Below are 21,257 nucleotides of genomic sequence, written 5' to 3'. Positions count from 1 at the left end.
CGGACTCCACGGCGTCGAGTTCGTCGAGCAGTGGCTGCCGGTCGGCCAGCAACTCGCGCAGGCGGGCGACCGCTCGGGCCTCGTCCTGGGTGCCGTCGCGGTAGGGCTGCAGGAACTGCTGGTCGGCGGTGATCCCGTATCCGCGCAGACCGGTCTCCTGATCCACCAGCGCGCTCTGCAATCGATAGGCCTCCGCCGCCGCGGGCATCGACCGGTTGAGCAACTGGTCGGCTCCCCGGTTGGTCTGCGCGATCACCTGGGCTCCCGCCACCGTGCCGATGATCACGACCAGCACCATCGCGGCCAATACCAGCTGGAACCATGCCTGGGCGGTCAGCCGCGCGCTCAGGGGCAGCCGACCGGACTCGGTCGTCATCGCTTCTCGTCCTGTCCTCGATCGTCGCGATTCCACCTCAGGTCGCGATTCCACCTCAGGTACAGGATGGCGACATCATCGTCCAAACCACCCGACGCGCCCGCCAGCGCCTCCACCCGGCCGATCAACTCGTCTACGAACCAGTCCGGATCGGCGGCTCGGACAGCGCGCGCGACCTCCATCAGCCCTTCCTCGCCGAGTCGTTCCCGGTCCGTGCCGACTCGTCCCTCGAACAGCCCGTCGGTGAACACCATCAGCCCGGCGCCCAGCGGCAGTTCGAGCTCGTGGACGGGCCACTCGGCACGTCCGGGAAGGAAGCCGAGCGCGGGCCCGCCGGGCACCTCCACCCAGGTCAGCCCGCTGGCCGAGCGCAGCAGCATCCCGGGGTGCCCGGCCCGCAGCACTCGCGCGCGGCGATCGCCGGGATTCAGTATCAGGCTGGTGACCGTCGCGAAGGTCTGTCTGCGGGTGCGCTCGGCCAGCAGGACCTGTTCCAGCAGCCGCAGTTGCCGGTCGCCGGTGACCCCGCTCAGTACCAGGGTGCGCCAGGCCAAGCGCAACGCGACTCCGGTCGCCGCCTCGTCCGGGCCGTGGCCGGACACGTCACCGATGACGGCGTGCACGGTGCCGTCCGCGTCCTGCACCACGTCGTAGAAATCGCCGCCCAGCAGTGAATGCGCCCGGCCGGGACGGTAGCGCGCCACCACATCGACCACCCGTTCTTCGCGCAGCAGTGGGGTGGGCAGCAGGCCGCGTTCCAGCCGCGCGTTCTCCTGCGCACGCATGTTGCTCGCCTGCAACGCCGCGCTGGTGCGCTCGGCCTGCTTGCGCTGGATCGCGTAGCGCACGGCGCGCCCGAACAGCTCCGGCTCGACCCGGCCTTTGACCAGGTAGTCCTGCGCTCCCGCCGCGACCGCGGCCAAGCCGGTCTGCTCCTGATCGAGGCCGGTCATCACCACGATCGCGACCTGATCGGTGTGCTGGCGGATGCGATCCACCGCCTCGAGCCCCTGGGCGTCGGGCAGGTGCAGGTCCAGCAGCACGCAGTCGGGTGCGGCCGTGGCCAGATGCTCGGCGGCTTCCGCCAGTGACCGGACCCAGTCCAGCCGTAGTCCGGGCGCGCCGTCCAGGACCAGTTCCTCCACCAGCAGGGCGTCTCCGGGGTCGTCCTCGATCAGCAGCACCGAAGGTTGCTGCCACGGCCAATCCGCGTTGACGATCACCTCGGGATCGTCGTCCGTCCCGTCACGCCGCACGGACACCACCGGTCGCGGGTCCGATTGTCGCGGTGCGAATGCCGGCATTGCTGCCGACGTCAGCCGACACCGACAAACCCGGTCTCCGATCACCAAGGGGCGGCACAAGCGCACGCCCGGCTGTCCCCGCGGCCGTTTGCTGGACCGAGAGGCAGCCAAGATCGTATCGGATCTTTTATCCGATCGAGACATGACGGTGTTGACCTGCGTGGAAGAGGAGTCGGCGGCCCGCACCGCCGCGAGCGGCCTGCGCCGCGGCGATCAGACCGTGGTGCCGGTGAGCTGCGCGAGGTCCCGCTCCTGGTCTCGCGCCGCGCCGTCACGGCGCGGGGAGCGGAGTTCCGCCAAGCTGCGTGCGACGACCGTGGCATGGACCGCGATGACGGCAAGGGAAGCCGAGCCGATCACAGCAAGAAGCACAACCACGACAGATACCGGTCCTTTCGGGTGCGAGCGGGCCTGCTGCCCGCTCGATCGGATGCCGAGTTCGAGTCCGCCGATCCGGCGGGCCCGCGCTCCGTACTCCAACGTGCCCCGGCGTCTCCGGACCAAACCCGCCGATCTGGTCGCCGCCGACGGGATATGGATCATGCGAGGACGATTTCGGCCGTCGCGCGACCGAAGATCTTGCGTCCGTCGTGCTCGGCGGTGATCGCGATGGTGGCGGTGCGAGTGTCCGCGTCCAGGTGTTTCACCCGCCCGGAGAACGTGATGTCGCCGCCGGTCACGCCGACGTGGACGGGATTGGTCAACCGCACGTTGTAGGAGCGCAGGCCGGCCGGGTCGCCCAACCACGACGTGATCAGGTCCACACTGAGGCCGATGGTGTACATGCCCTGGGCGACGACGGTCTCCAGCCCCATTCGTGCGGCCGTCTCGGTGCTCCAATGGATGGGGTTGGGGTCCCCCGCGACGCCGGCGTAATTCACCAGATCGCCGCGACTGACCGTGAGGGTGCGCGGCGGGAGCTCCGCGCCGGGGGCCACCGTGTCGAACCGCCGCAGCCGTGGGCCCACCGGTGCGGTGCGCGTCTCGCTCGTCGGAGGGGTGCCGTTTCCGACGTAGCGCGGCTGCGGCGCCCGGCGTGCTCGGTGTGCTTCCAGACCTGCGCCGTGCATCACGACCGCGTCGAACCATGCGGGGAGAGCCTCGTCGGACCGCCCGACCAAGCTCGTCCGAGACGTGAGGACGGGCCGATCGTGCTGGTCGAGCATGATCTGGCGCAGCCCGATGAGATCGCCGCCGAAGGCGTGCCGGAACGAGTCCAAGCACATCTCGAAGCCGATCCGGTCGCCGGCCAGGAGCGGACGGTGGAATTCGATCATCTGATCGGTCTGGATGGTCCGGCTCAGGTCGTAGCCGGGCAGAATCGTGTCGAACACCTCGGCATAGGCGAGATACCCGGGTACGGCTCCGAAAGTGGGGGGAGCCAGCAGGCCCGCGTAGCCGAAATCAGTGGCGGCGTCCTCCGACCAATGCGCTGGATGGTGATTGCGCACCGCGCGGGCATACTCGCGGATCTTCTCGCGCCCGACCTCATAGTGATCGCCGCTGCGGTACCGGCGCCCGACCATCGAGGCGGGAAGCGCGGCATCGGTCACGTCGTTCGCACCGGATGTGGGAGGGATTCTGGACATCGCGGGGGAATCTACCCAACGAAGGCCGGAATTCCGGTCAGCCCGCAACGCACGCCGTTTCGCGGCCGACGGCCGTCGTGAGCAGGCCGCCCGCGCGGGACTTCCGGTGCGGATCGCCGCCGGCGCGATGCTCCGGAGAAGGTCACCGTTCCCGCTCGACCCGCGGACACCAGCGGTGGCCGACCCGGTCAGCGGTGGTTTGAGGAGCAGGCCCCTGGGAAGTCGATCGACAGAACCGACGGAACGGCGGTAGCGGCATTCGGTCGGCGGACCGCGTTCATCGACTGGCGGTCCGGCATGGTGAGCCGACCCGCAGCAGGCCCGTCGACCCGGGCGGATCAGATCGCGGCCCCGCACAACCATCGCGCGCCGCTCGTCCCGGCGGTTCGTCGCCGGGCTTCCCGCCCGTGCTCGGAGGAGAGGAGAGAGATGTCCGTTCCGAACCACACCACCGACGATGCCGGGATCCCGGTTCCCAGCGACGAGCATTCGCTGACCGTCGGGCCGGATGGACCGATCCTGCTGCAGGACTGGTATCTGATCGAGAAGATGGCGACGTTCAACCGGGAACGGGTGCCAGAGCGTCAGCCGCACGCGAAGGGCGGCGGCGCGTTCGGCGTCTTCGAGGTGACCAACGACGTGAGCGCCTACACGATGGCCGAGGTGTTCCAGCCGGGCAAGAAGACCGAGATGCTGGCGCGCTTCTCCACCGTGGCCGGCGAGCGCGGCAGCCCGGACACCTGGCGGGATCCGCGCGGGTTCGCCCTGAAGTTCTATACCGAGCAGGGCAACTTCGACATGGTCGCCAACAACACGCCGATCTTCTTCGTCCGTGACCCGATGAAGTTCCAGGACTTCATCCGCTCCCAGAAGCGCCGCGCCGACAACAACCTGCGCGATCACGATATGCAGTGGGACTTCTGGACACTCTCGCCCGAATCCGCGCACCAGGTCACCTGGTTGATGGGGGACCGCGGCATCCCTCGCACCTGGCGGCACATGAACGGCTATTCCAGTCACACCTATATGTGGGTGAACGCTTCCGGTGAACGGTTCTGGGTCAAGTACCACTTCAAGACCGATCAAGGCATCGAGTTCTTCACCCAGCACGAAGGCGATCAGATGGCCGCGATGGACACCGACTACCACACTCGCGACCTGTGGGAGTCGATCGACGGCGGCGACTACCCGAGTTGGACGCTGAAGATGCAGATCATGCCGTTCGAAGAGGCCAAGACCTACCGTTTCAACCCCTTCGACCTCACCAAGGTGTGGCCGCACGGCGACTATCCGCTGATCGACGTGGGCAAGATGACGCTCGACCGCAACCCGGCCGACTACCACACCGAGATCGAGCAGGCGGCGTTCGAGCCGAGCAATTCGGTGCCCGGCACCGGCCCGAGCCCGGACAAGATGCTGATGGCCCGCTGGTTCTCCTACCCGGACGCGCACCGATACCGCATCGGCGTCAATTACAAGGAGCTACCGGTGAATACGCCGCACGCCACCACCGTTCGGTCGTACAGCAAGGACGGTGCGCTGCGACATCACAATCCGGGCGACCCGGTCTACGTGCCGAACTCGAAGGGCGGCCCGCAGGCCGATCCCGCCGCCGCGGGTCCGCCCGCGACCTGGTACGCCGACGGCGAGCTCGTGCGCTCGGCTTACACCCTGCACAGGGACGACGACGACTGGGGTCAAGCGGGGACCATGGTTCGTGACGTGCTCGACGACGCGGCGCGTGAGCGATTGGTGGACAACATCGTCGGGCACCTGCTCAACGGCGTCTCCGCGCCTGTGCTGGAGCGGGCGTTCGAGTACTGGCGCAACGTCGACAAGAATCTCGGCGATCGCGTCGAGGCCGGGGTGCGCGCGAAGCAGGACGAACGCGATCCCAAGGCGGCCGCGCAAGCCAATCCGGCGCGCTCCTCGGCGCAGGCCAAAGCCTGACGCGCCCGTCGAGCGTCCGCCTCCGCGTGCCCGCTTGCCGCTGCGGCAGGAGGGCACGCGTTCGTGATCTTTTCGTTATCGCGCGCTGGCGTGTCCTGTTCGGGCCATCCGATTTTCCTGCGGAAGCATGACTGCCGGATCCAGTGGACCGACAGCACCGTGGTGTATCGAATCGTTTCGAGGCTCGGTGATGTCCCTGTGGCATCGAATGGGTCGCACCGGGCCTGCCGACGGAGATCGGAGGACCGCGCCATGGCGTTCGACGCCGATGCTCGACCTGCTCGACCCTCGCACCGGAAATCGTGGCGTGCCATCGTCGGCATTGTGGGTGCCGCCGCGGCAATGCTCGGCGCGGCGCCCGCGGCTGCGCAGCCCGCATCGAGCAGGCTGCCCGACAGTCCGGTGGAGGTTCCCATACCCGGCGGATTCGAGGGCTTCTCCGGAATTTTGCGCTTCCTGCCCCCCGCCCCTCCTCAGCCGCAGATGCCGCTCGGCCGACCGGTACCCGATCGCGGGCCTCGGACTGCCCAGACGGCATACGGAGAATGACCTACGCGCCGCACCGGTCACGAAACGTTGGGGCCACCGTGTTTCCGCGCTACCCACAACGCATCGGGGGTAACGCGGTGCGACGGCCTACGCTCCGGCCTCGGCCACCACTTCGGGATCATGCGGTAGCTGCTCAGGCCGCGTTGCGGCTGGGTAGCCGGGACGGTTCGGCTCGCGGGCTCGTCCCGTGGGACGGCGCGGATGACGAGGCCGACCGCACACCCGACCGCGATGGCGAACGCAGCCCAACCCGACCCGGAGACCACGGTGACCGGTCCCCAGTCGCCGAGGTACCGTGGCGGAACCATCGTCCAGTCGAAAGATTCGGTCCGGCTCGGCGCCACGGTGGACGGCCGCCACAGGACCGCGATCGTGAGGATGCTGCCCGCGGTTCGTGGCTGGACGAAGGCCGAGCAATATCCCGCGACGACGGCAAGTGCGGCGGTGGTGAGGGTGCGCATGTGGTCGGCTGAGGCCACGGTGGCGAGCAGCGCGACACCCGCGAGCAATACTGCGCCGACCACCGGATTCGACGATCGGGTTCCGGCCGGTGGATTCCATGTCCGAATCCCGGCCAGGTAGCCGAGGACGATGAGCCCCAGCAGCAGCGGCACGCTCCATGCCGGTCGCGGCCCGCTGCCCACCGCGCTGCCTGCGGCGCTGAGCGCGACCGCGAGGTAGATCGTGATCCCGTCCCGGCGCGGCAGCAGCCACGCCGCGACGGTCGTGGCCAGCAGGGTACACAGCGCGGTCACCAGCAGCTCGACGCCGCCGTCGCCGTGCCGGAAGCGCCACTGCGCGACGGCCAGTTCGGACATCACCAGCACGATCGCGGCGATGACGGGGCTGAGCGGCAGCTCCGGGTAGATCGGTTCCAGCGTGAACCGCTGTCGCGTGACCAGCTGACACGCCAGGATCAGCACCACCACCGCCGCGAGCAACCACAGCGGTTGCGTTCCGAACACCGACCACACGTGCGGTTCGGACGTCGCCCGATGCGGGTTGCCCAGCAGACCCGAGGCCTGCGAGAGCGTGATGACGACGAAACAGCCCACCCCGCCGAGGACGAAACCGGTCGCGGGTACGCGCCGGCCCAGTACCGCCACGCCCGTGGCTCCGAGCAGGATTCCGCTGCCGATCGCATCGAGGTACGCCGCGGTGATCAGGATGTCCGGTGAGGCGCTGTGCGCTTCGATGGTGTGGGTGATCAGCAGCAGCAGTGTGGCCCCCAAAGCGATCCACCACGCGGTGCGCGAGCGGGCCAGACTGACCGCAACCACGGCCGTGACCGCCGCGACCAGTACCCCGATCGCCGCCTCGCGTGGCACGCTGAGGACCAACCGGTTCACCTGGTAAGGGGTGCAGTGGCAGCTGCGGCCGAAGCTGAGCGGCACCACCAGCAGCAGCCCGGCCACCGCGGTAGCCAGGAACGCCGTGCCGCCCTCGAGTGCTTCGCTTCGTCGCACCACGTCCCAGTCGTACCCAACTGGGACGAACCGAACATCGCGCCGTCGCTTGCCGCCGGAACAGTCACCGCGGTCCGCGTCCGGGACGGCCATACCTAGACAAGCGCTCCGGCTACCGATGTGTCTTTTCTACCTATCCCGCAATCCTCGGTTTGTCGGCGGTCAGCGGCTACGTCCAGCGGGATCGAGGGGTTCTCGCCGGGTGTGGTCGCGAACCGCACCGCGAACACGCGGTGAAACGGCGAAAAACCCGGTCGGCAGTCCACCACCGGGTCGGACGTCCGAAGGCCGGCCTCCGCGCTCGAGGGAGACCAGTGGAAAGGGTTGCCGTCGGCCGAGGCAGACGCTTGTCTGAGCCGGCCGACACGAACAGAAATGGTGTCTGCGATGACCGACGTACTGCCCCTTGCCTACGGGTACCTGCGCGACGATCTGCTCGGCGAACGCGACGCAGCGGAGGACACACTACGATCTGCCGCGATCGCGCTCGGCTACGAGCTCGGAACGGTGTTCCATGAGCCACGGTGCGGGAGCGCGGGGCTTCCGCCCGCCTTCGCCGATCTGCTCACGGAATGTCGGCGGGCTGCCGCGGAGGCGGTGATCACACCGCACGGCCATCTGTCGGAGACAGTATCCCGAACCGTCCTGCAGACGGCCCTGGTAGCGCGTTGCGAAGTGGTCGTGCACGAGGTCGGCTCCTGATGCCGAACCGACCCGACACGATCCGCCGCCCCTCTTCAGCGGGGTCGACCTGCCCGTCACCCGCAGCGCCGAAGCCCATTTCCGCGGCACGTTCGAAAGCCACGCTGCGCTCGTCCGCGGGATCCACACCGTTGCATTCCGGTCCGGACCCGAGCAGGCAACTGACCCCGGCCGATTGGAGAGCAGTGGCCGGTTGGCTCGACCCCGGCCGCACCCCACTCAAGGGTTGGATGGGATCGGAATGACCGGTTCCGCGCGCTTCTGTAGCACCGTTCGACCTCGACTTCGACCGGTTGCCTGCGATGGCTGAGTCAGAAGTCGCACCGGCATCGGGTGCGATCTGGCCGGTCGGTCATGCTGTGGCGTTGCTGCGAGATCCGCTGGCATTCCTGTCTTCTCTGGCCGATACCGGCGGTGAGCTCGTGCGGATACGGATCGGTCCTGGGGCCATGGTCGTGGTGTGTGACCCGGACCTCGCCGATCGAGTCCTCCGTGACGATCGCACTTTCGACAAGGGGGGCCCGCTTTTCGACATAGCGCGGAAAGTGGTGGGCGACAACGTGATTACCTGCCCGCACCGTACGCATCGTCGGCAGCGGCACTTGGTTCAGCCGACGTTCAGCCGCTCACGGCTCGCACACTACGGCCGAGCGATGACGGCCGAGGCCGATGCCATGACCGCCGCTTGGAGCGACGGTCAGGTCGTGGATATGTTGGCCGAGGCATGGCGCCTGACTACACAAACCGTGATGGCGACCATGTTCTCCGGCGCACTCGCACCGCACGTCCGCGATCGCGCATTGGACGATGTCGCGGTCATCGTCGACGGGCTGTATCGGCAGATGCTGTCGCCGCCGCTGCTGAATCGGCTACCGACTCCCGGGAATCGCCGGTACGGGCGAGCGCACGCAAGCCTGCGCGAGTTGATGAGGACAATCGTCGCGGAACGGCGGATCGACGGCACCGACCATGGGGACCTGGTTTCGGCCATGCTCGCGGCCCGAGTCCCCACGGAAACAAGCACAACCGTCGGCATGACCGACACCCAGATCTGCGATCAGCTCATGTCCTTCTTCATCGCCGGATCGGAGACCACCGCGAGCGCGCTGGCCTGGGCATTACATCTGCTCGTGGCCCATCCCGAGATCGAGGAACGTCTGCACCAGGAAACGGACCAGGTCCTCCACGGGGCTCCGGCCCGCTACGAGGACCTGCCCGACTTGCCGCTGACGGGACACATCATCACCGAAGCATTGCGGCTCTATCCTCCCGGCTGGTTGTTCACCAGAACAGTCACCGCCGACACTCGACTGGGCGGCTACGACCTTCCCGCCGGAACCCCACTGGTGTACAGCCCTTATATCGTGCACCGACGCGCCGATCTCTATCAGCACCCGGAGCGCTTCGATCCCGACCGATGGGACACCACACAACAGCCGATCCGGCGGAAGGCGTTCCTGGCATTCGGTGCCGGCCCGCGGCGATGCGTCGGCGAGACCTTCGCTCTCACCGAGCTGTCACTGGCACTGGCCACGATCGCTGGTCGATGGCGGATTCGCCAGCTGGTCGGCAAACCGGTCCGTCCTGCGGTAGCGATGGCCCTACGCCCCCGCGAACTGCGGATACGCGTCCATTCAGCCAGTCGGGGCGTTGCTCTGCCATCCGCAGAAGGTCACCGATGAGGGGCCCGGAACAGCCCGCTCTGCCCGGGATCTTCTGCCCGATCGAGTCGGACGTCCACCCTGCAGTCGACACGATCGAAAACCGGTCGATCGATTGGTTGCGGGCCGGCACGTTCCTTGATGATCACCACCAGGGACGCGCACTGGTCGCGACCAGATCGGCCGAGTTCATGGCGAGGATGGCACCCCACGGCTGCGTCGATCGACTGCAGATCGCTTCGGATTGGGCCTACTGGGGGTTCGCATTCGACGATCGCTTCGACCGTGGCCCGCTGTCGAAGGATCTCGGCGGGTTCGTGTCCTATGCCAACAAGATCGTACGCGTGCTGGAGGCGCCCGGTTCGGAGTTGGTGGAGGAAGATCCGCTGGTGCGCGGGCTCATCGATATCTCGACACGGTTCGCCGATCGCGTGACACCGATTCAGCATCGTCGCTGGACTCAGGCCCACCGCGCCTGGCTGTTCGGGGTCTGCGCCGAGATGAGTACGACCACGATGCCGAGCGTCGACGAGTACCTCGCCATCCGGATCAACAACGCGGCAGGCGAGGTCGTCACCGTCCTCACAGAACTGGTGAACGAGTACGAACCTCCCGCGGCAGAGTTGGAGCTGCCTCGGGTTCGGGCACTGACCGAGATGACACGGGTGCTCGCGGCACTGGACAACGACTTGCATTCCCACCCCAAGACAGTGGCTCTGAACGAAAGCAGCCAATTCGATGTGCTCACGGTGATCGCGGCGCGCCATGCCTGCGGACCGGAGGAGACCATCGCACGAGCCGTGCGGTTGCGCGACCGGATCATGTGCCGGTTCCTGCTCGCCGGAGCACAGACCAGCGGGCTGAGCACAGACACCCGTCACTATCTCCACGGTCTGCGGCACGTGGTCCGCGGCAACCTCGATTGGGCGCTCGACGTGGAACGGTACAAAGTAGACGGCCGAACCGTGGCCGACCGTTTCACCATCAACGACTCACCTACCGATTCATCACCCGATGCCCCGGGACTCTCGTCGATCAACTGGTGGTGGCAGGTATGACGCTCAGAGACGAGGATTCGAACGGCCGCGCTGTGGCCTGCGCGCGGCTTCGGCGCTCACGTGAGCCTGTCGATCGGCAGGTACGAAAGGGCGGATAGCCGCTCGGGAGCCGATCATCAACTTGTGCAGGACGGCGGCCATTTGCGCGTCGACAGTCTTGTAGGAGCTGCCGCGTCGGGCAGCGATGGCCGTGTGGGTCCACCCCGCCGCGGCGAGTACGGCGACCTCCTGCTCGGCCGGTCTCGGTGGCGAACGGGCCGAGGTGGGCGATATCCACGCCGAGCCCCTCGCGAAGCGTGGTCCCGCCGCCGAGCAGGCGTGCAATGTCGCGCGCCTTGGCCGTCACGGCCTCGAAGAGCTCACCGCCGATCATGACTTCCAGACGCTGCGGTTGACACCGGTACGTCGCGGGTGGCGGTCCACGTGTCGGATCTCAATTGATAGTTACTGTCAGGCCGATGGGGAAGTGGTCGGAGTATCCCGGCTGTATTGGCGGTGGGATTTTCGAGTCCTTCGAGCGGTATGGGCTTTCTGTAGCGGCGGGTCGAGGTCATTCCAGGAAATTGGATGAGGTGCACGGTGGTGAGGTCGGCCCTGAGGCGTCGTGGGTTCGGCCGTGTTCCGGTCCGTCACCCGGGCTGAGCGAGCACAGCGGCTTGGCCGCCCAGCAGGCGGCGGATCTCCTCGTCCGGATACGGGGTGCTCCGGCTCGCCTGCTGGAACGTACGCATGAACGCGGACATCGCCGCGGCGATCGGCGCGTGCCGGATGAGGACCGTGGCGGCCCCGGCCGGGATGCCCTCCGGCGGCTTGCCTTCGGCGATGGCGCGCACCATCACGTCGCGCGCCTCCCGATCCTCCCGCCGGAGCCCGTAGAGGGCGGTGAGCAGCCAGTTCACCAGGCAGGTGGCAGTGAAGCCGCGGTCGTAGCTCCGGATCTGGTCGAAGAAAGCGGCTTCCTCCGATGAGAGGTCGAATCCGGAGGAGAGCGAGAGGCCGTAGTCACCGAAGTAGAGGCGTCGACCGTCGGTCAGGATATTCTCGAAGTGCGCGTCGAGGTGCAGCAGCCCACGACTGTTCATGAACGCGGTGCCGGCGGCCAGTTCCCGCTCCACCATGGCGCAGGCCCGGTCGGTAGCCTCGTCGCCCGCATCGATCCGGGCGTTCAGCCACTCGTGCAGGTTCTGCGGGATGTACTCGAGGAACAGCGCGATGCTCGCCGAAGAGTCCCGGAGGGCCTCGATCCGGTGGCGTACCTGCGGTCGGCCGTCCCAGTAGGCGACGGCGCGGTCGATGTCGGCGAGCTCATCCGGTAGCGGTGTCGTGTCCGGCAGCGCCCGCCAGTGGTACATCAGCGGGAAGCCCTGGTGTTCGGCGGCGAGCACCCAATTCGTCGTCATGATGTGCACGGCGAGCTCGCGCCAGACCCCGAAGCCCGGCCCACCGATGAGGCCGACGCCGTAATGGCAGAAGAGCGGCAAGTCGAACAGGTTCGCCGTCGACCGGACGTGCTCCGGCTGCCGCTCCAGGTCGGTGAGGGGCACGCGCTTCACGAAGACCGGGGCTCCGGCGACCTCCAGCAGCGCCGACTTGCCGCCGATACCGGCACCGATCGGCGCGGCCGCGTCCACGAGCGCGCCCAACGTGTAATCGCTGTGCAGCGCCAGGGCCGTGGAAACGGCGCCGTGGACGCGCAGGCGCGCCGGACGCGACATATCGCCGGTCGTCGCCGCGTGGGGGGAGATCGCCGCGTCAGGTGCACAGGACGGCACTGCCTCAGGGGAGTTCGCCGCGTCCTCCATGTTGGCGCCGACCTCGATTCAGCCATGGCCACGCGGTCCTGTCGGCGGCCTCCGGAGCGGGCAGGAGGTCGGTCCCGGGCAACACCCACGGCGGTCCCGGCTTGTCCCCCCGGAACCGCACTCTACGTTACGACCTCCACGTGCGTTCCGGGATGCCGGTCAGTGGAGCGAACCTCGAAACCGGCAGTCTGTCGATCGCTCTCAGGGCGTGCGGATCAGTGTGGGCGGTGGGGCACCTGCGTACGGTGAAGGAGTGATCGGCGAACGACTCATGGAGGTACGTGGCGCCTATCAGGTGGGCGCCCACCATGTCGTGCACTGTTCTCCGCAGCTCTTGCGGGGGCTCGAGGTGCTGCGCTGCTTCGGATTCGACGCACGCGAGCCACACCCGAGGCGACGCAGGAAGATTCCGGGCGGCACGGTGAAGATCGTCTTCGCGTTGAACGGTGTCTTCGAGGGTCGGCCGGTCACGCCGACCGCCCTGGTGGTCGGGATGCACGATCGCGGCGGCACGGTCGAGCACGCGGGGCGAATGGTCAGCGTCCAGGTGCAGTTGGATCCATTGGCGGCGCGCGCGTTCCTGGGCGGGCGCGGTCGGCAGCGGCCGAACCGGACGCACCCGTCGCGGACGCGCTTCGACGCCTGCGCAACTTTCGGGGCGCGCTGTCCGTCGCCGAGCTGGCCGACGAATACGGATGAAGCAGGAGACATTTCAGCAGGAGGTTCATCGACCAGGTCGGGATCGCGCCGAAATCGTACGGCTCGCTGATGCGTTCCTCGGCCGCCTCGACCGCGTTGATCCGCACCGACACACCGGACCCGGGCCGGATCGCGGGCGATCTCGGCTATTACGACCAATCCCATTTCCACCGGGAATTCCACCGGTTCGCGGCGACGACTCCGCGGCAACTCCTGGCGATGTCCCATTCGTCCTGTACCGGACGGGACAGAACTACTTGACGTTTCGGCTGTCCCGGCCCGACCGTGAAAGGACAGCCGTATGCGGGGAGCACCACCGCCCGTCTGCGTGGCCGCCGTGGGCATCGGCATCCACGCGATCAACCACGTCGTCGTTCTCCTGATACCACCCGTCGGCTGGAAGGAAATGCCGGCGGACCAGTTTGCGCCAACGGCGCTGCCGGTGTCCGAAGATGCCACGCGCGACCGCGGCGGCCACCGGCGTCGCCGTTCCGGCGTCGATGTCGATCCTGTCGCAGCCGCAGACGCTGGAGAACGAGATAGTCGTCCTGCTCGGTCCCTATCTGAGACGGGCGACCGAAGTCTCGGTGCGCCCTGCGAACTCACCGTGACCGACTTGGTGGCCCCGGGGATTCCGCGCGGTGCGCGACCCTTGGCGCCGAGCATGCGCCACCACAGTTTCCCGAATACACACCGGCCCTGCTCGGTGCGGCCAGGTTGCCCGAGCGGTAGTGCACTACTGGTACGTACCGATGGTGTGTACCATAGGTACATGCCGCTTCCTCGGTTTCACCGCCTCCCGCCCGAACGGCAGCGCGCCATCATCGACGCCGCGAAGGTCGAGTTCGCGCATCACGGGCCGGAAGGGGCGTCGTACAACACGATCATCGCCAACGCCGGCATCTCGAAGAGCTCGGCTTACCAGTATTTCGACGGGAAAGAAGACATACTCGCGCTGGTGCTGTCGGACGTCTCCGATCGGCTGCGACAACAATTGGGGGCGTGGGCGCCTGCCGACACTTCCGACGCGTTCTGGACGCGTCTGCGCGAGAACTCGGCCGCGCTGGTCCGTTTCCTCCGGGACAACCCACTGGACCGCGCGCTGGCCGACGCCGCCATTGCCCGTATGCCGGTCGGAGACGAGCAGTCGTGGCTCGGCTCCGTGCTCGCCAACGGCGTTTCACTCGGCGTCGTCCGCGCGGACGTCGACAGCGAGCTGCTGACCGCGGCGTCCGCGGCCGTTCTGCGCGCCGGTGACCACTGGGCGCTCACCAGCGGCGGCGATCCGGATCAGATCTTCAGCCTTCTGGCCGGATTGTGGGGGCCTCGTGCGTAGCGACCTCGATGCGGATTGGGCGATTCCGGCGACGCGGCCGGGATGGGCCGGGCGCCTGGAGCGGTTCATGGGCCCCGGGAAGACTCGAGCCGAGTCGGCCGTCGAGTGCATCGGCGGCGCCGTGTGTGTAATTCTGCTCGTAACATATTGCTGGCCAATGCTTTCCGGTCGCAGCGTGGTGGAGGTCGGCGCGCTCGCCGTCATGGCCTGCGACTTGGTCGGCGGCGTGCTCACCAACGCCACGAACTCGGCGAAACGCTGGTACCACCGAACCGGCCAAGCGCGCGGCCGTTTGACATTCGTCGCGGTTCACACCTTGCACATCGCGGTGGTGGGTCTGCTGCTCCTCGGCGATCCGGTCTGGTTCGTGGCCAATACGCTGCTACTGCTCGGGTCCGCGGTACTGATCGAATCGGTGCAGGCCGCATTGCGCCGCCCGGTCGCCATGGCGGCCTACATGACCGTATTCCTGATCAACCTGATCGCGTTTCCGGTACCGGCGCTGCTGGCCTGGTTCATCCCGCTGTTCTATCTCAAACTGCTTATCTGCCATTTGATTCCGGAGGTCCCCATTGGAACCGGCCGTCGTTCTCGCCCGAGCTTTCGAATCCGAGCCCGGCATGTCCTGGGTCGCGGGGGACCGTAAACGTCACTGGTTCGCCGCCACCGCTCGACTGCCGCACCTGGTCACGCGCACCACGCCGGGCGCCGCCGCCCTGCTCAGCCCACCCGGGTCCGCCCCCGCCGTGACCGCGCAGCTGACCTGGGCCGCGCGGATCCTGTTCCGATGCGGCCCCACGGCGATCCACCGAACCCTCGGCTACTCGCGCGAAGCCGACCGCCGCAAACCACCGCATGCCTGGACGCTCGAATTCATCGGCGCCGAGCACCCCGGACACGGCACGGGCCGCCGCCTCCTGGACCTGATCCTCAATGAATTCGACGACATCTGGTTGAGCACCGCCGACCCGACGAACGTCCCCCTCTATCAGCATTTCGGCTTCACGCTGACCGACCATTGGTCGGTGGACACCCTCGATGTCCACGCCCTGCACCGCGCCGCCTGAGCGTCGCGCTGGGTAAGCGCCGGCCACGAAGCAGGCACAGAACGACCGACTCGTACCGTCCGTGTCGAGGTGTGCGGCGGAGGAGAGTTCGAGGCCGTCTTCGCCGGTTTCGAGGACGTGGTCGCCCGTGAGGCGGCCCGTGGCCTTCGAGGGAGGGTGCTGGTCATGAGGAGTTAGCCGTAGCCTATGTCGCGGCGACAAGACATATCCCTACTCAGATATAAGCATCTATCTATGTGACTGCTTCGAATCAGCAAATGAGAGTTCGTTGAGGCGGGTCGTGATTCGGCTCGGGCCGAGATCGGGTCGGTGGGCGAGTGGGAAACTCAGCTACGAATTCTTGTCCGGTGCCTGAAGTAGTCGTGTTTGCAGCGCCAGGTAGAGCACGGCCGCTTGTGCCGGGACCGCGAACGATGAACCGGTGAGCTGCTCTATTCGCTTCAGGCGGTGCAGCACTGTGTTGCGGTGCAGGTGCAGCCGTTCTCCGACTGCGGATGTCGAGCCGCCGAGTTCGTACCAGGCCAGGGCTGTCCGCGCGAGAGCGTCGGCGTCCTCAGGGGGGAGTTGGTCGAAGGCGCCGAGCGCGTCCGAGAGAACGTCAGCGGCCAGTTCCGGGTGGGCCGCGATCAACGCGCGAGCCGGCGACGAACCGTAGGTGTGGACTCCGGAATCCGCCGGGCTGAGACATCGGAACGCGAGGCGCGCCTGTTCGAGTGCGGCGGGAGCGCACCCGAGATCGGTGAAGGGCTTGCTGGCGCTGGCTCGCGTCCTTGCGGCGCGCAGGCCTCGGTCGAGCATGGCCGGGGTGCCCGCGGCGAGGGTCACCCGATCGTCGGTGAGACGAGTGGAAATTGTCGTCACTCCAGTGGTGGCGAGGTGGTCGTCGCCGACCAGGACGACGAAGGTTTGTCCGGCCGGCAAGCGCATCCTTGTGCCCAAGTTCGCGCGCTGAACCGGTGGAATTTCGGGATCGAACAGTGCTCGCAACAAGCGCTGGCTATTTTGTTCGTCACCGGCGAGGACGACCCTGCGGTAGGCATCGGCCGCTACGACGGAATATGCGTCGATCGTCGCCCACACCAGTGTCGACAATTGCGGCAGCGCGGGACCGTCGTCCGGTGCCGAGCGTTGGACGACGATCTCCCAGAACGCCAATCCGGCGACGCGGAACGCGTGCAGCAGGCTCTCCAACGGTATTCCGCGCTCAGCTTTGAGACGTCCGGCTTTACACGCGGGCTCGAGCGAATAGTGGACGCCGGCCATCGCGTCGAGCAACGCAGCGAGACTTTCGGTGACGAGAGCGGACAGTTCACGGTGATCCAGCGCGGCTTCCCCGTAGTCCTTCTCGTCGTGCTCGATTCGGGTGGTCACCGTCTGGGAGATCGCAGGCAGATCCGCCCGCAGCTCTCGAAGTAGGCGCTGACGATCGACGTGTGTGTCCTGAATCACTATGTCCCACCATAGCTTCCGTTGTGCGTGCGCACAACGAACAGGTCCGAAGTGGAGGCGTGCGCCTGTCGCCACGATGGGCGTCTTCCCGCGAAACTGGATTTCCTGATTGATACGGATCGGAGTTGCCCATCATGACCACCGCCACTCGCGAACTGTTCGAGCGCTACCACGCCTGCTGGGTGGACCGCGACCCGGACCGAATCATCGAGCTCCACGCCGCCGATTCGGTGTTCCATCTGCATTCGGGCCAAGGTCCCGCCCGCGGCCGGGCGGCGATCCGCGAGGCCGCGGCGGCGACGTTCACCCAATTTCCCGACCTTGCGTTCGATCTCGTCTCGCTGCGCGTGGGGGAAGACTTCTGGGTAGTGCAGTTCCAGTTGTCGGCGACCTCGGCAACCGGCGAACGCGTAAGCGTCGACCTCGCGGATTACGTTCTGGTCGAGAACGGCGCAGTCAAGGAGAAGCATTCCTACGTCGACGGGATCGCCATGCAGGCTGCGTTGGGTTGATCGCGGGCGCTATGTCACCGCAGCTGTCATCGATATCCATGTTCGCACCGCTAACGAGTTTCGCAGCGCCTCAAGAAGTGAAATCGGCGTCAACATGATCGGGCCCGCGCCTGGCGGCGAAGCCCGGGTGGCTCCGTCGCCGGCGGGGCGGATGGGCAGCCGGTGGGTGTAGGCATCCATCGGCGGTATCTGGCCCGGCTGTATGTCGTTCGGGGGTTCATGGGCCGCCCGGCCGGCGCCGACGACCATCCGACGACGACCGGCAGATCGACTGCTATCGCTCAATCATGCTCGTACATGTCGGATTCAGATGTCTGCGTCGGTGGTCGGTGCGGCTACCCGCAGGGCCGAGCGGATCCCTCGTCTCGGCCGGATGTCACCGTTTCGGGGCTGCGTCACCTGGCTCGCCCGTTCGGCGGCGTCGCTCTCGGTGAGCTACAGCAGGTGGCGCGGTGCGTCGGCCTGCGTGTCGGCGGATGGGGAGTCTCGCGCTCAGGTCTTCCGATACTGGCGCGCGGGCGCAACGAGAAGCCGCCGGACTACTCCTTCTCGCCCCGGTTGTGCACGGTCCAGCGAATGCGCCGCCTCCGGCGATCCGGCCAGCTCGACTTCTTCCGCGACATCTACCCATGGATTCTGGCCGAGATCACCTCGATCTTCTGCCACGCGGAGATTTCGGCAACGGACCCGGTGTCGGCGGAGAGGTTCCTGGAGCCGTCGCGGATCTCGGGTCGACCCGCGCTCCGCACGAAGCGGTGCGGGCGCTGGGCAGGGAGTACGGCGTCGTGCGGGAACTACCGTCACTGCAATCCATGGCGCGGCCGTTCTCGGGTCGGCGATATGCCTCTGGAACCGGAAGTAGCGGTGCACCGCGTCCACGCTGTCGAGCGATTGCCGCGCTCGGTCAACGGGAAGATCCAGCGCCGGCGTCTGGTGGCCGGGCTGGGCGATGATCGAGCCCACGGCTCTCCGCGCGGTGAGCGCTCGACGGCCGAGTCGACGCCGTGACAGGCGGTGGCCCGGACCGCACCTGCCGGCGTTCCGTCATGACCGGCGCGTCCGATACATCGCGAGTTCGCCCCGCCGGGCAGCCCGCCACCGCCGCTGTCCGGAGTCGACGGCACGCCGGATCTTGCGCACGGCGGGTATTTGGGTGAGCAAGTGCCGCTGATATCGCCACGGCATTTGCGGCCCGTGCCGAGCCGCCATCGCATAGGCGAACTGTACGGCGCCCCGGTCGAGATACCGGTCGGCGTGTTCGAACCAGGCCATGCTGGTACGGGCGGCGGCCTGGATGGGGCGCAGCGCAGCGCGCCGCTGCGCGTCGTAGTTCTCCAGCGCGTCGGCGACCTCGGCATGCTCGTACAAATTCTGGGCGAGCACGACGGCGTCGACGATTGCCAGCCGGGTGCCCGAACCGATGGTGAAATGCGTCGTATGCGCCGCGTCGCCGACCAGCACCACGTTGTCGTGATACCAAATCTTGTTGGTTATTTCGGGAAAACGGCTCCATCTCGCGACCTCGCCTCGCGTCTTGCTGATCAACGAGCGACCGTCGAGAGGGCGTACGAATATGTCCTCGAGAACGCGCAAGTTCGCCGCATTGTCCAGGGAATCGAAGCCCAGTCCATGCCAAGTCCGCGGTTGGCACTCGACGATGCAGGTGCTGATCTTCCCGGCGACAGACGGGTAGGCATGGAACCAGATCCAACCGGCCGGTGTGTGTTCGAAAGCGAAGGTGAATCGGGTGAAGATCTTGTCCGTGCCGAGCCAGATATATCGATTCTCGCCGAGCGTGACGGACGTGCCGAAAAGATGATCATCCAGCTGCCTTACCCGGCTGTTGGCGCCGTCGGAGGCGACGACGAGATCGGTGTCGCCGAAGCCGGACAGATCGTGGACCTCCCGCCCGTGCTGGACATCGACGCCCAGGTCGCGCGCCCGGCGGGAAAGCACGTCGAGCAATGCCGCGCGACCCATGCTGAATCCGTAGCCCCCGAAATGTGCAGTCCGGTCGTCGGACACATGGATCGACTGTTCACGCCATAGGACCGATCCGGCGCGCACCGCCTGGGCGCTGTCAGGGTCGTTCCGATAGAGGATGTCGAGCAGGTCGTCCCAATACACCACGCCCCAGCCATAGGTGGAGCCTGCGGGATCACGGTCGATCACCGTGATGTCATGGGCCGGGTCGCGCCGCTTCATCGAAATAGCGAAGTACAAGCCGGCGGGCCCGCCGCCGACACACACGATCTTCATCTGGTCACCAGCTCCAGCCCCGGTTGATCGCACCTGGCTTCACCTGATCGGCACTCGGCGCGACCGAGCCCGGCACGCTGTGCGTGCCGGGCTCGGTCACCGGCGCTAGAAGCTGCCCCAGCCACCCCAGCCACCCCAGCCACCCCAGCCGGGCGGGTTCCACCAATTCCACCAACCGGGATTCCCCCAGCCAGGGTTACCCCACCAACCGCCGCCGCGGCCCCAGCCGCCGCCGCGGCCCCAGCCGTCGCCACGACCCCAGCCATCGCCACGACCCCAACCGGGGTTGTCGACGAGTTGGGTTGTAGAGGCGGGTGTCGTCGCTTGCGCACTGGGCGCTTGCGCCGCGGCTGCGACGACCGGAATCGCGGCAACAGCGGCCATACCGGCGGCAGCCGCCAACCGGGCCAACTTCGTGTGTGAATTCTTTCTCTCGAACATGATAGGGCTCCAGATCAGTCCCGACCTGCTCGAATTCTACGCGGTTTAGACGCCCTCCATAAGTCGCTGCGTCGACAAATCGGCGCGGAAACGGGGAGGTTGTCGCCTGGTCCTTTTCCGGAGGGAGTTCGCTGGGCAATTCCTGGGTTCGGAGAAGTCGGCAGCGCGCGGAGTCGCTCACGGGTCTCAGCGGATCGTCTGTGCTCCGATGACGGTCAGCAACCGCAGTTTCTCGTAGCTCTCGCTGCCGGGATGGGCGGTGTACACGAGCAGACGGTGCGACTGGTCGGGGTCGAGTAGGGACTGGCAGTTCAGTTCCAGCGCACCGACCTCGGGATGCACGAACCGCTTGACGTCGTTCGGGCGGATGCCCACCTCGTGGTTGTTCCACACCTGCCGGAACTCCTCGCTCCCGGCCAGGAGGAGCTGGACGAACTGCGCGGCCCGGGAATCCGGCCCACGCAGCGTGCGGACCTGGCGCAGGCCCGCGGCGAACATGCGGGTGAGGAACGGATGGTCCTCGGGGGCGTAGAGCTGTCGCGCGGCTGGGTCGGTGAACCAGCGGTAGCCGATGCTGCGGGCCGGACCGGTGTAGCGGGTCGTGTCTCCGGTGAGCGCGACGCCGACGTTCGTCTGCCGCAGGGTTTCACCGAGTTCGGTGACGATCTCCGCGGGAGTGTCGTCGAGGCGGTCGAGGACGCGTAGCAAGCCGGGGCTGATGTGCTCGCTGGTCGCACCGCGTGCCGGCGGGTTGTGACCGGCCAGCCGGAACAGGTGATCGCGTTCGTCCAGCGAGAGGCGCAGCCCCTGCGCGATCGAGGCCGTCATCTGCGCGGACGGCTGAGGTCCGCGCTCGCGTTCGAGCCGGGAGTAGTAGTCGGTCGAAATATGGCACAGCACAGCCACCTCCTCCCGCCGCAGCCCGCTCGTTCGGCGGCGCTGCCCGCGCGGCAGGCCGACATCCTCGGGCAGCAGCAGTTCGCGCCGGCGGCGGAGGAACTCCGCGAGCCCGGTCCGATCGATCACGACGTTCCTCC

The 21,257-nt window shown here is 67.2% G+C and carries 20 protein-coding genes and 1 pseudogene; 11 read left to right on the top strand and 10 right to left on the bottom strand.

The window, feature by feature from the left end; all coding sequences use genetic code 11:
- The 4 genes from ON27_RS33000 to ON27_RS32985 all read right to left on the bottom strand — a co-directional run.
- Positions 1-376, bottom strand: a 376-nt coding sequence (locus ON27_RS33000) for a CHASE3 domain-containing protein (protein ID WP_043736447.1), incomplete at its 3' end; no start/stop codon positions are given.
- Positions 373-1,632, bottom strand: a complete 1,260-nt coding sequence (locus ON27_RS32995; RefSeq protein ID WP_245560453.1) for a PP2C family protein-serine/threonine phosphatase — start codon at positions 1,630-1,632, stop codon at positions 373-375. The genes ON27_RS32995 and ON27_RS33000, both read right to left, overlap by 4 nt.
- A 261-nt stretch (positions 1,633-1,893) precedes the next feature.
- Entirely contained in the window at positions 1,894-2,223 is a 330-nt protein-coding gene (locus tag ON27_RS32990; RefSeq protein WP_043736445.1) for a hypothetical protein, read from the bottom strand.
- A complete protein-coding gene (locus ON27_RS32985) occupies positions 2,220-3,269 on the bottom strand; it encodes a fused (3R)-hydroxyacyl-ACP dehydratase subunits HadA/HadB (protein WP_051047250.1) in 1,050 nt (349 codons plus the stop codon). The genes ON27_RS32990 and ON27_RS32985 overlap by 4 nt, the downstream gene beginning before the upstream one ends.
- Before the next feature lie 429 nt (positions 3,270-3,698).
- Here ON27_RS32985 and ON27_RS32980 point away from each other — a divergent pair, with 429 nt between their 5' ends.
- The gene (locus ON27_RS32980) at positions 3,699-5,219 is read left to right on the top strand and encodes a catalase (protein ID WP_043736441.1); all 1,521 of its coding nucleotides are present in this window, start codon (positions 3,699-3,701) and stop codon (positions 5,217-5,219) included.
- Positions 5,220-5,785: 566 nt separating this feature from the next.
- Here ON27_RS32980 and ON27_RS32975 read toward each other — a convergent pair.
- Positions 5,786-7,237, bottom strand: coding sequence for a hypothetical protein (locus ON27_RS32975; RefSeq protein WP_157227573.1), 1,452 nt, complete (start codon positions 7,235-7,237; stop codon positions 5,786-5,788).
- Between the two features lie 384 nt (positions 7,238-7,621).
- Here ON27_RS32975 and ON27_RS32965 point away from each other — a divergent pair, with 384 nt between their 5' ends.
- From ON27_RS32965 to ON27_RS32955, 3 genes are all read left to right on the top strand, one after another.
- Positions 7,622-7,936, top strand: a complete 315-nt coding sequence (locus ON27_RS32965; RefSeq protein WP_051047248.1) for a hypothetical protein — start codon at positions 7,622-7,624, stop codon at positions 7,934-7,936.
- A gap of 302 nt (positions 7,937-8,238) precedes the next feature.
- Complete coding sequence (locus ON27_RS32960) at positions 8,239-9,618, top strand: cytochrome P450 (protein WP_051047247.1); 1,380 nt, start codon at positions 8,239-8,241, stop codon at positions 9,616-9,618.
- A complete protein-coding gene (locus tag ON27_RS32955; protein ID WP_051047246.1) occupies positions 9,615-10,655 on the top strand; it encodes a terpene synthase family protein in 1,041 nt (346 codons plus the stop codon). Before ON27_RS32960 ends, ON27_RS32955 begins: the two co-directional genes overlap by 4 nt.
- A 629-nt stretch (positions 10,656-11,284) precedes the next feature.
- On the opposite strand, the gene ON27_RS32950 is transcribed toward ON27_RS32955, so the two are convergent.
- Positions 11,285-12,370: a protein kinase family protein gene (locus ON27_RS32950; RefSeq protein WP_043736459.1), complete on the bottom strand. Its 1,086-nt coding sequence runs from the start codon at positions 12,368-12,370 to the stop codon at positions 11,285-11,287.
- 798 nt (positions 12,371-13,168) lie between these two features.
- On the opposite strand from ON27_RS32950, the pseudogene ON27_RS40305 reads away from it, so the two are divergent.
- From ON27_RS40305 to ON27_RS32925, 5 genes and pseudogenes are all read left to right on the top strand, one after another.
- Positions 13,169-13,417, top strand: a pseudogene (locus tag ON27_RS40305) (helix-turn-helix domain-containing protein); the annotation flags it as partial.
- Positions 13,418-13,608: 191 nt separating this feature from the next.
- Entirely contained in the window at positions 13,609-13,767 is a 159-nt protein-coding gene (locus tag ON27_RS44060) for a hypothetical protein (RefSeq protein ID WP_169334554.1), read from the top strand.
- A 161-nt stretch (positions 13,768-13,928) separates the two neighbouring features.
- The gene (locus ON27_RS32935; protein WP_218003084.1) at positions 13,929-14,492 is read left to right on the top strand and encodes a TetR/AcrR family transcriptional regulator; all 564 of its coding nucleotides are present in this window, start codon (positions 13,929-13,931) and stop codon (positions 14,490-14,492) included.
- A complete protein-coding gene (locus ON27_RS32930; RefSeq protein ID WP_051047244.1) occupies positions 14,485-15,138 on the top strand; it encodes a hypothetical protein in 654 nt (217 codons plus the stop codon). The genes ON27_RS32935 and ON27_RS32930 overlap by 8 nt, the downstream gene beginning before the upstream one ends.
- On the top strand, positions 15,113-15,559 hold the full coding sequence (locus ON27_RS32925; protein ID WP_043736421.1) for a GNAT family protein: 447 nt from the start codon (positions 15,113-15,115) through the stop codon (positions 15,557-15,559). Before ON27_RS32930 ends, ON27_RS32925 begins: the two co-directional genes overlap by 26 nt.
- A gap of 330 nt (positions 15,560-15,889) precedes the next feature.
- On the opposite strand, the gene ON27_RS32920 is transcribed toward ON27_RS32925, so the two are convergent.
- Positions 15,890-17,008, bottom strand: a complete 1,119-nt coding sequence (locus tag ON27_RS32920) for a PucR family transcriptional regulator (RefSeq protein WP_043736419.1) — start codon at positions 17,006-17,008, stop codon at positions 15,890-15,892.
- Between the two features lie 134 nt (positions 17,009-17,142).
- On the opposite strand from ON27_RS32920, the gene ON27_RS32915 reads away from it, so the two are divergent.
- Both ON27_RS32915 and ON27_RS44055 read left to right on the top strand, forming a co-directional pair.
- On the top strand, positions 17,143-17,520 hold the full coding sequence (locus ON27_RS32915; protein ID WP_043736417.1) for a nuclear transport factor 2 family protein: 378 nt from the start codon (positions 17,143-17,145) through the stop codon (positions 17,518-17,520).
- An 840-nt stretch (positions 17,521-18,360) separates the two neighbouring features.
- The gene (locus tag ON27_RS44055; RefSeq protein WP_169334555.1) at positions 18,361-18,528 is read left to right on the top strand and encodes a hypothetical protein; all 168 of its coding nucleotides are present in this window, start codon (positions 18,361-18,363) and stop codon (positions 18,526-18,528) included.
- Between the two features lie 36 nt (positions 18,529-18,564).
- Here ON27_RS44055 and ON27_RS32905 read toward each other — a convergent pair whose 3' ends face one another.
- From ON27_RS32905 to ON27_RS32900, 3 genes are all read right to left on the bottom strand, one after another.
- A complete protein-coding gene (locus ON27_RS32905; protein ID WP_043736415.1) occupies positions 18,565-19,779 on the bottom strand; it encodes an FAD-dependent monooxygenase in 1,215 nt (404 codons plus the stop codon).
- Between the two features lie 105 nt (positions 19,780-19,884).
- Positions 19,885-20,220: a hypothetical protein gene (locus ON27_RS44245; RefSeq protein WP_176569445.1), complete on the bottom strand. Its 336-nt coding sequence runs from the start codon at positions 20,218-20,220 to the stop codon at positions 19,885-19,887.
- Between the two features lie 186 nt (positions 20,221-20,406).
- Positions 20,407-21,246, bottom strand: a complete 840-nt coding sequence (locus tag ON27_RS32900) for a helix-turn-helix transcriptional regulator (RefSeq protein WP_043736448.1) — start codon at positions 21,244-21,246, stop codon at positions 20,407-20,409.
- Positions 21,247-21,257 lie beyond the last annotated feature (11 nt).

Origin of the sequence: Nocardia asiatica NBRC 100129 (genome assembly GCF_000308415.1) — a bacterium.
Classification (GTDB): Bacteria; Actinomycetota; Actinomycetes; order Mycobacteriales; family Mycobacteriaceae; genus Nocardia; species Nocardia asiatica.
This window is presented reverse-complemented; position numbering and strand designations above follow the sequence as displayed.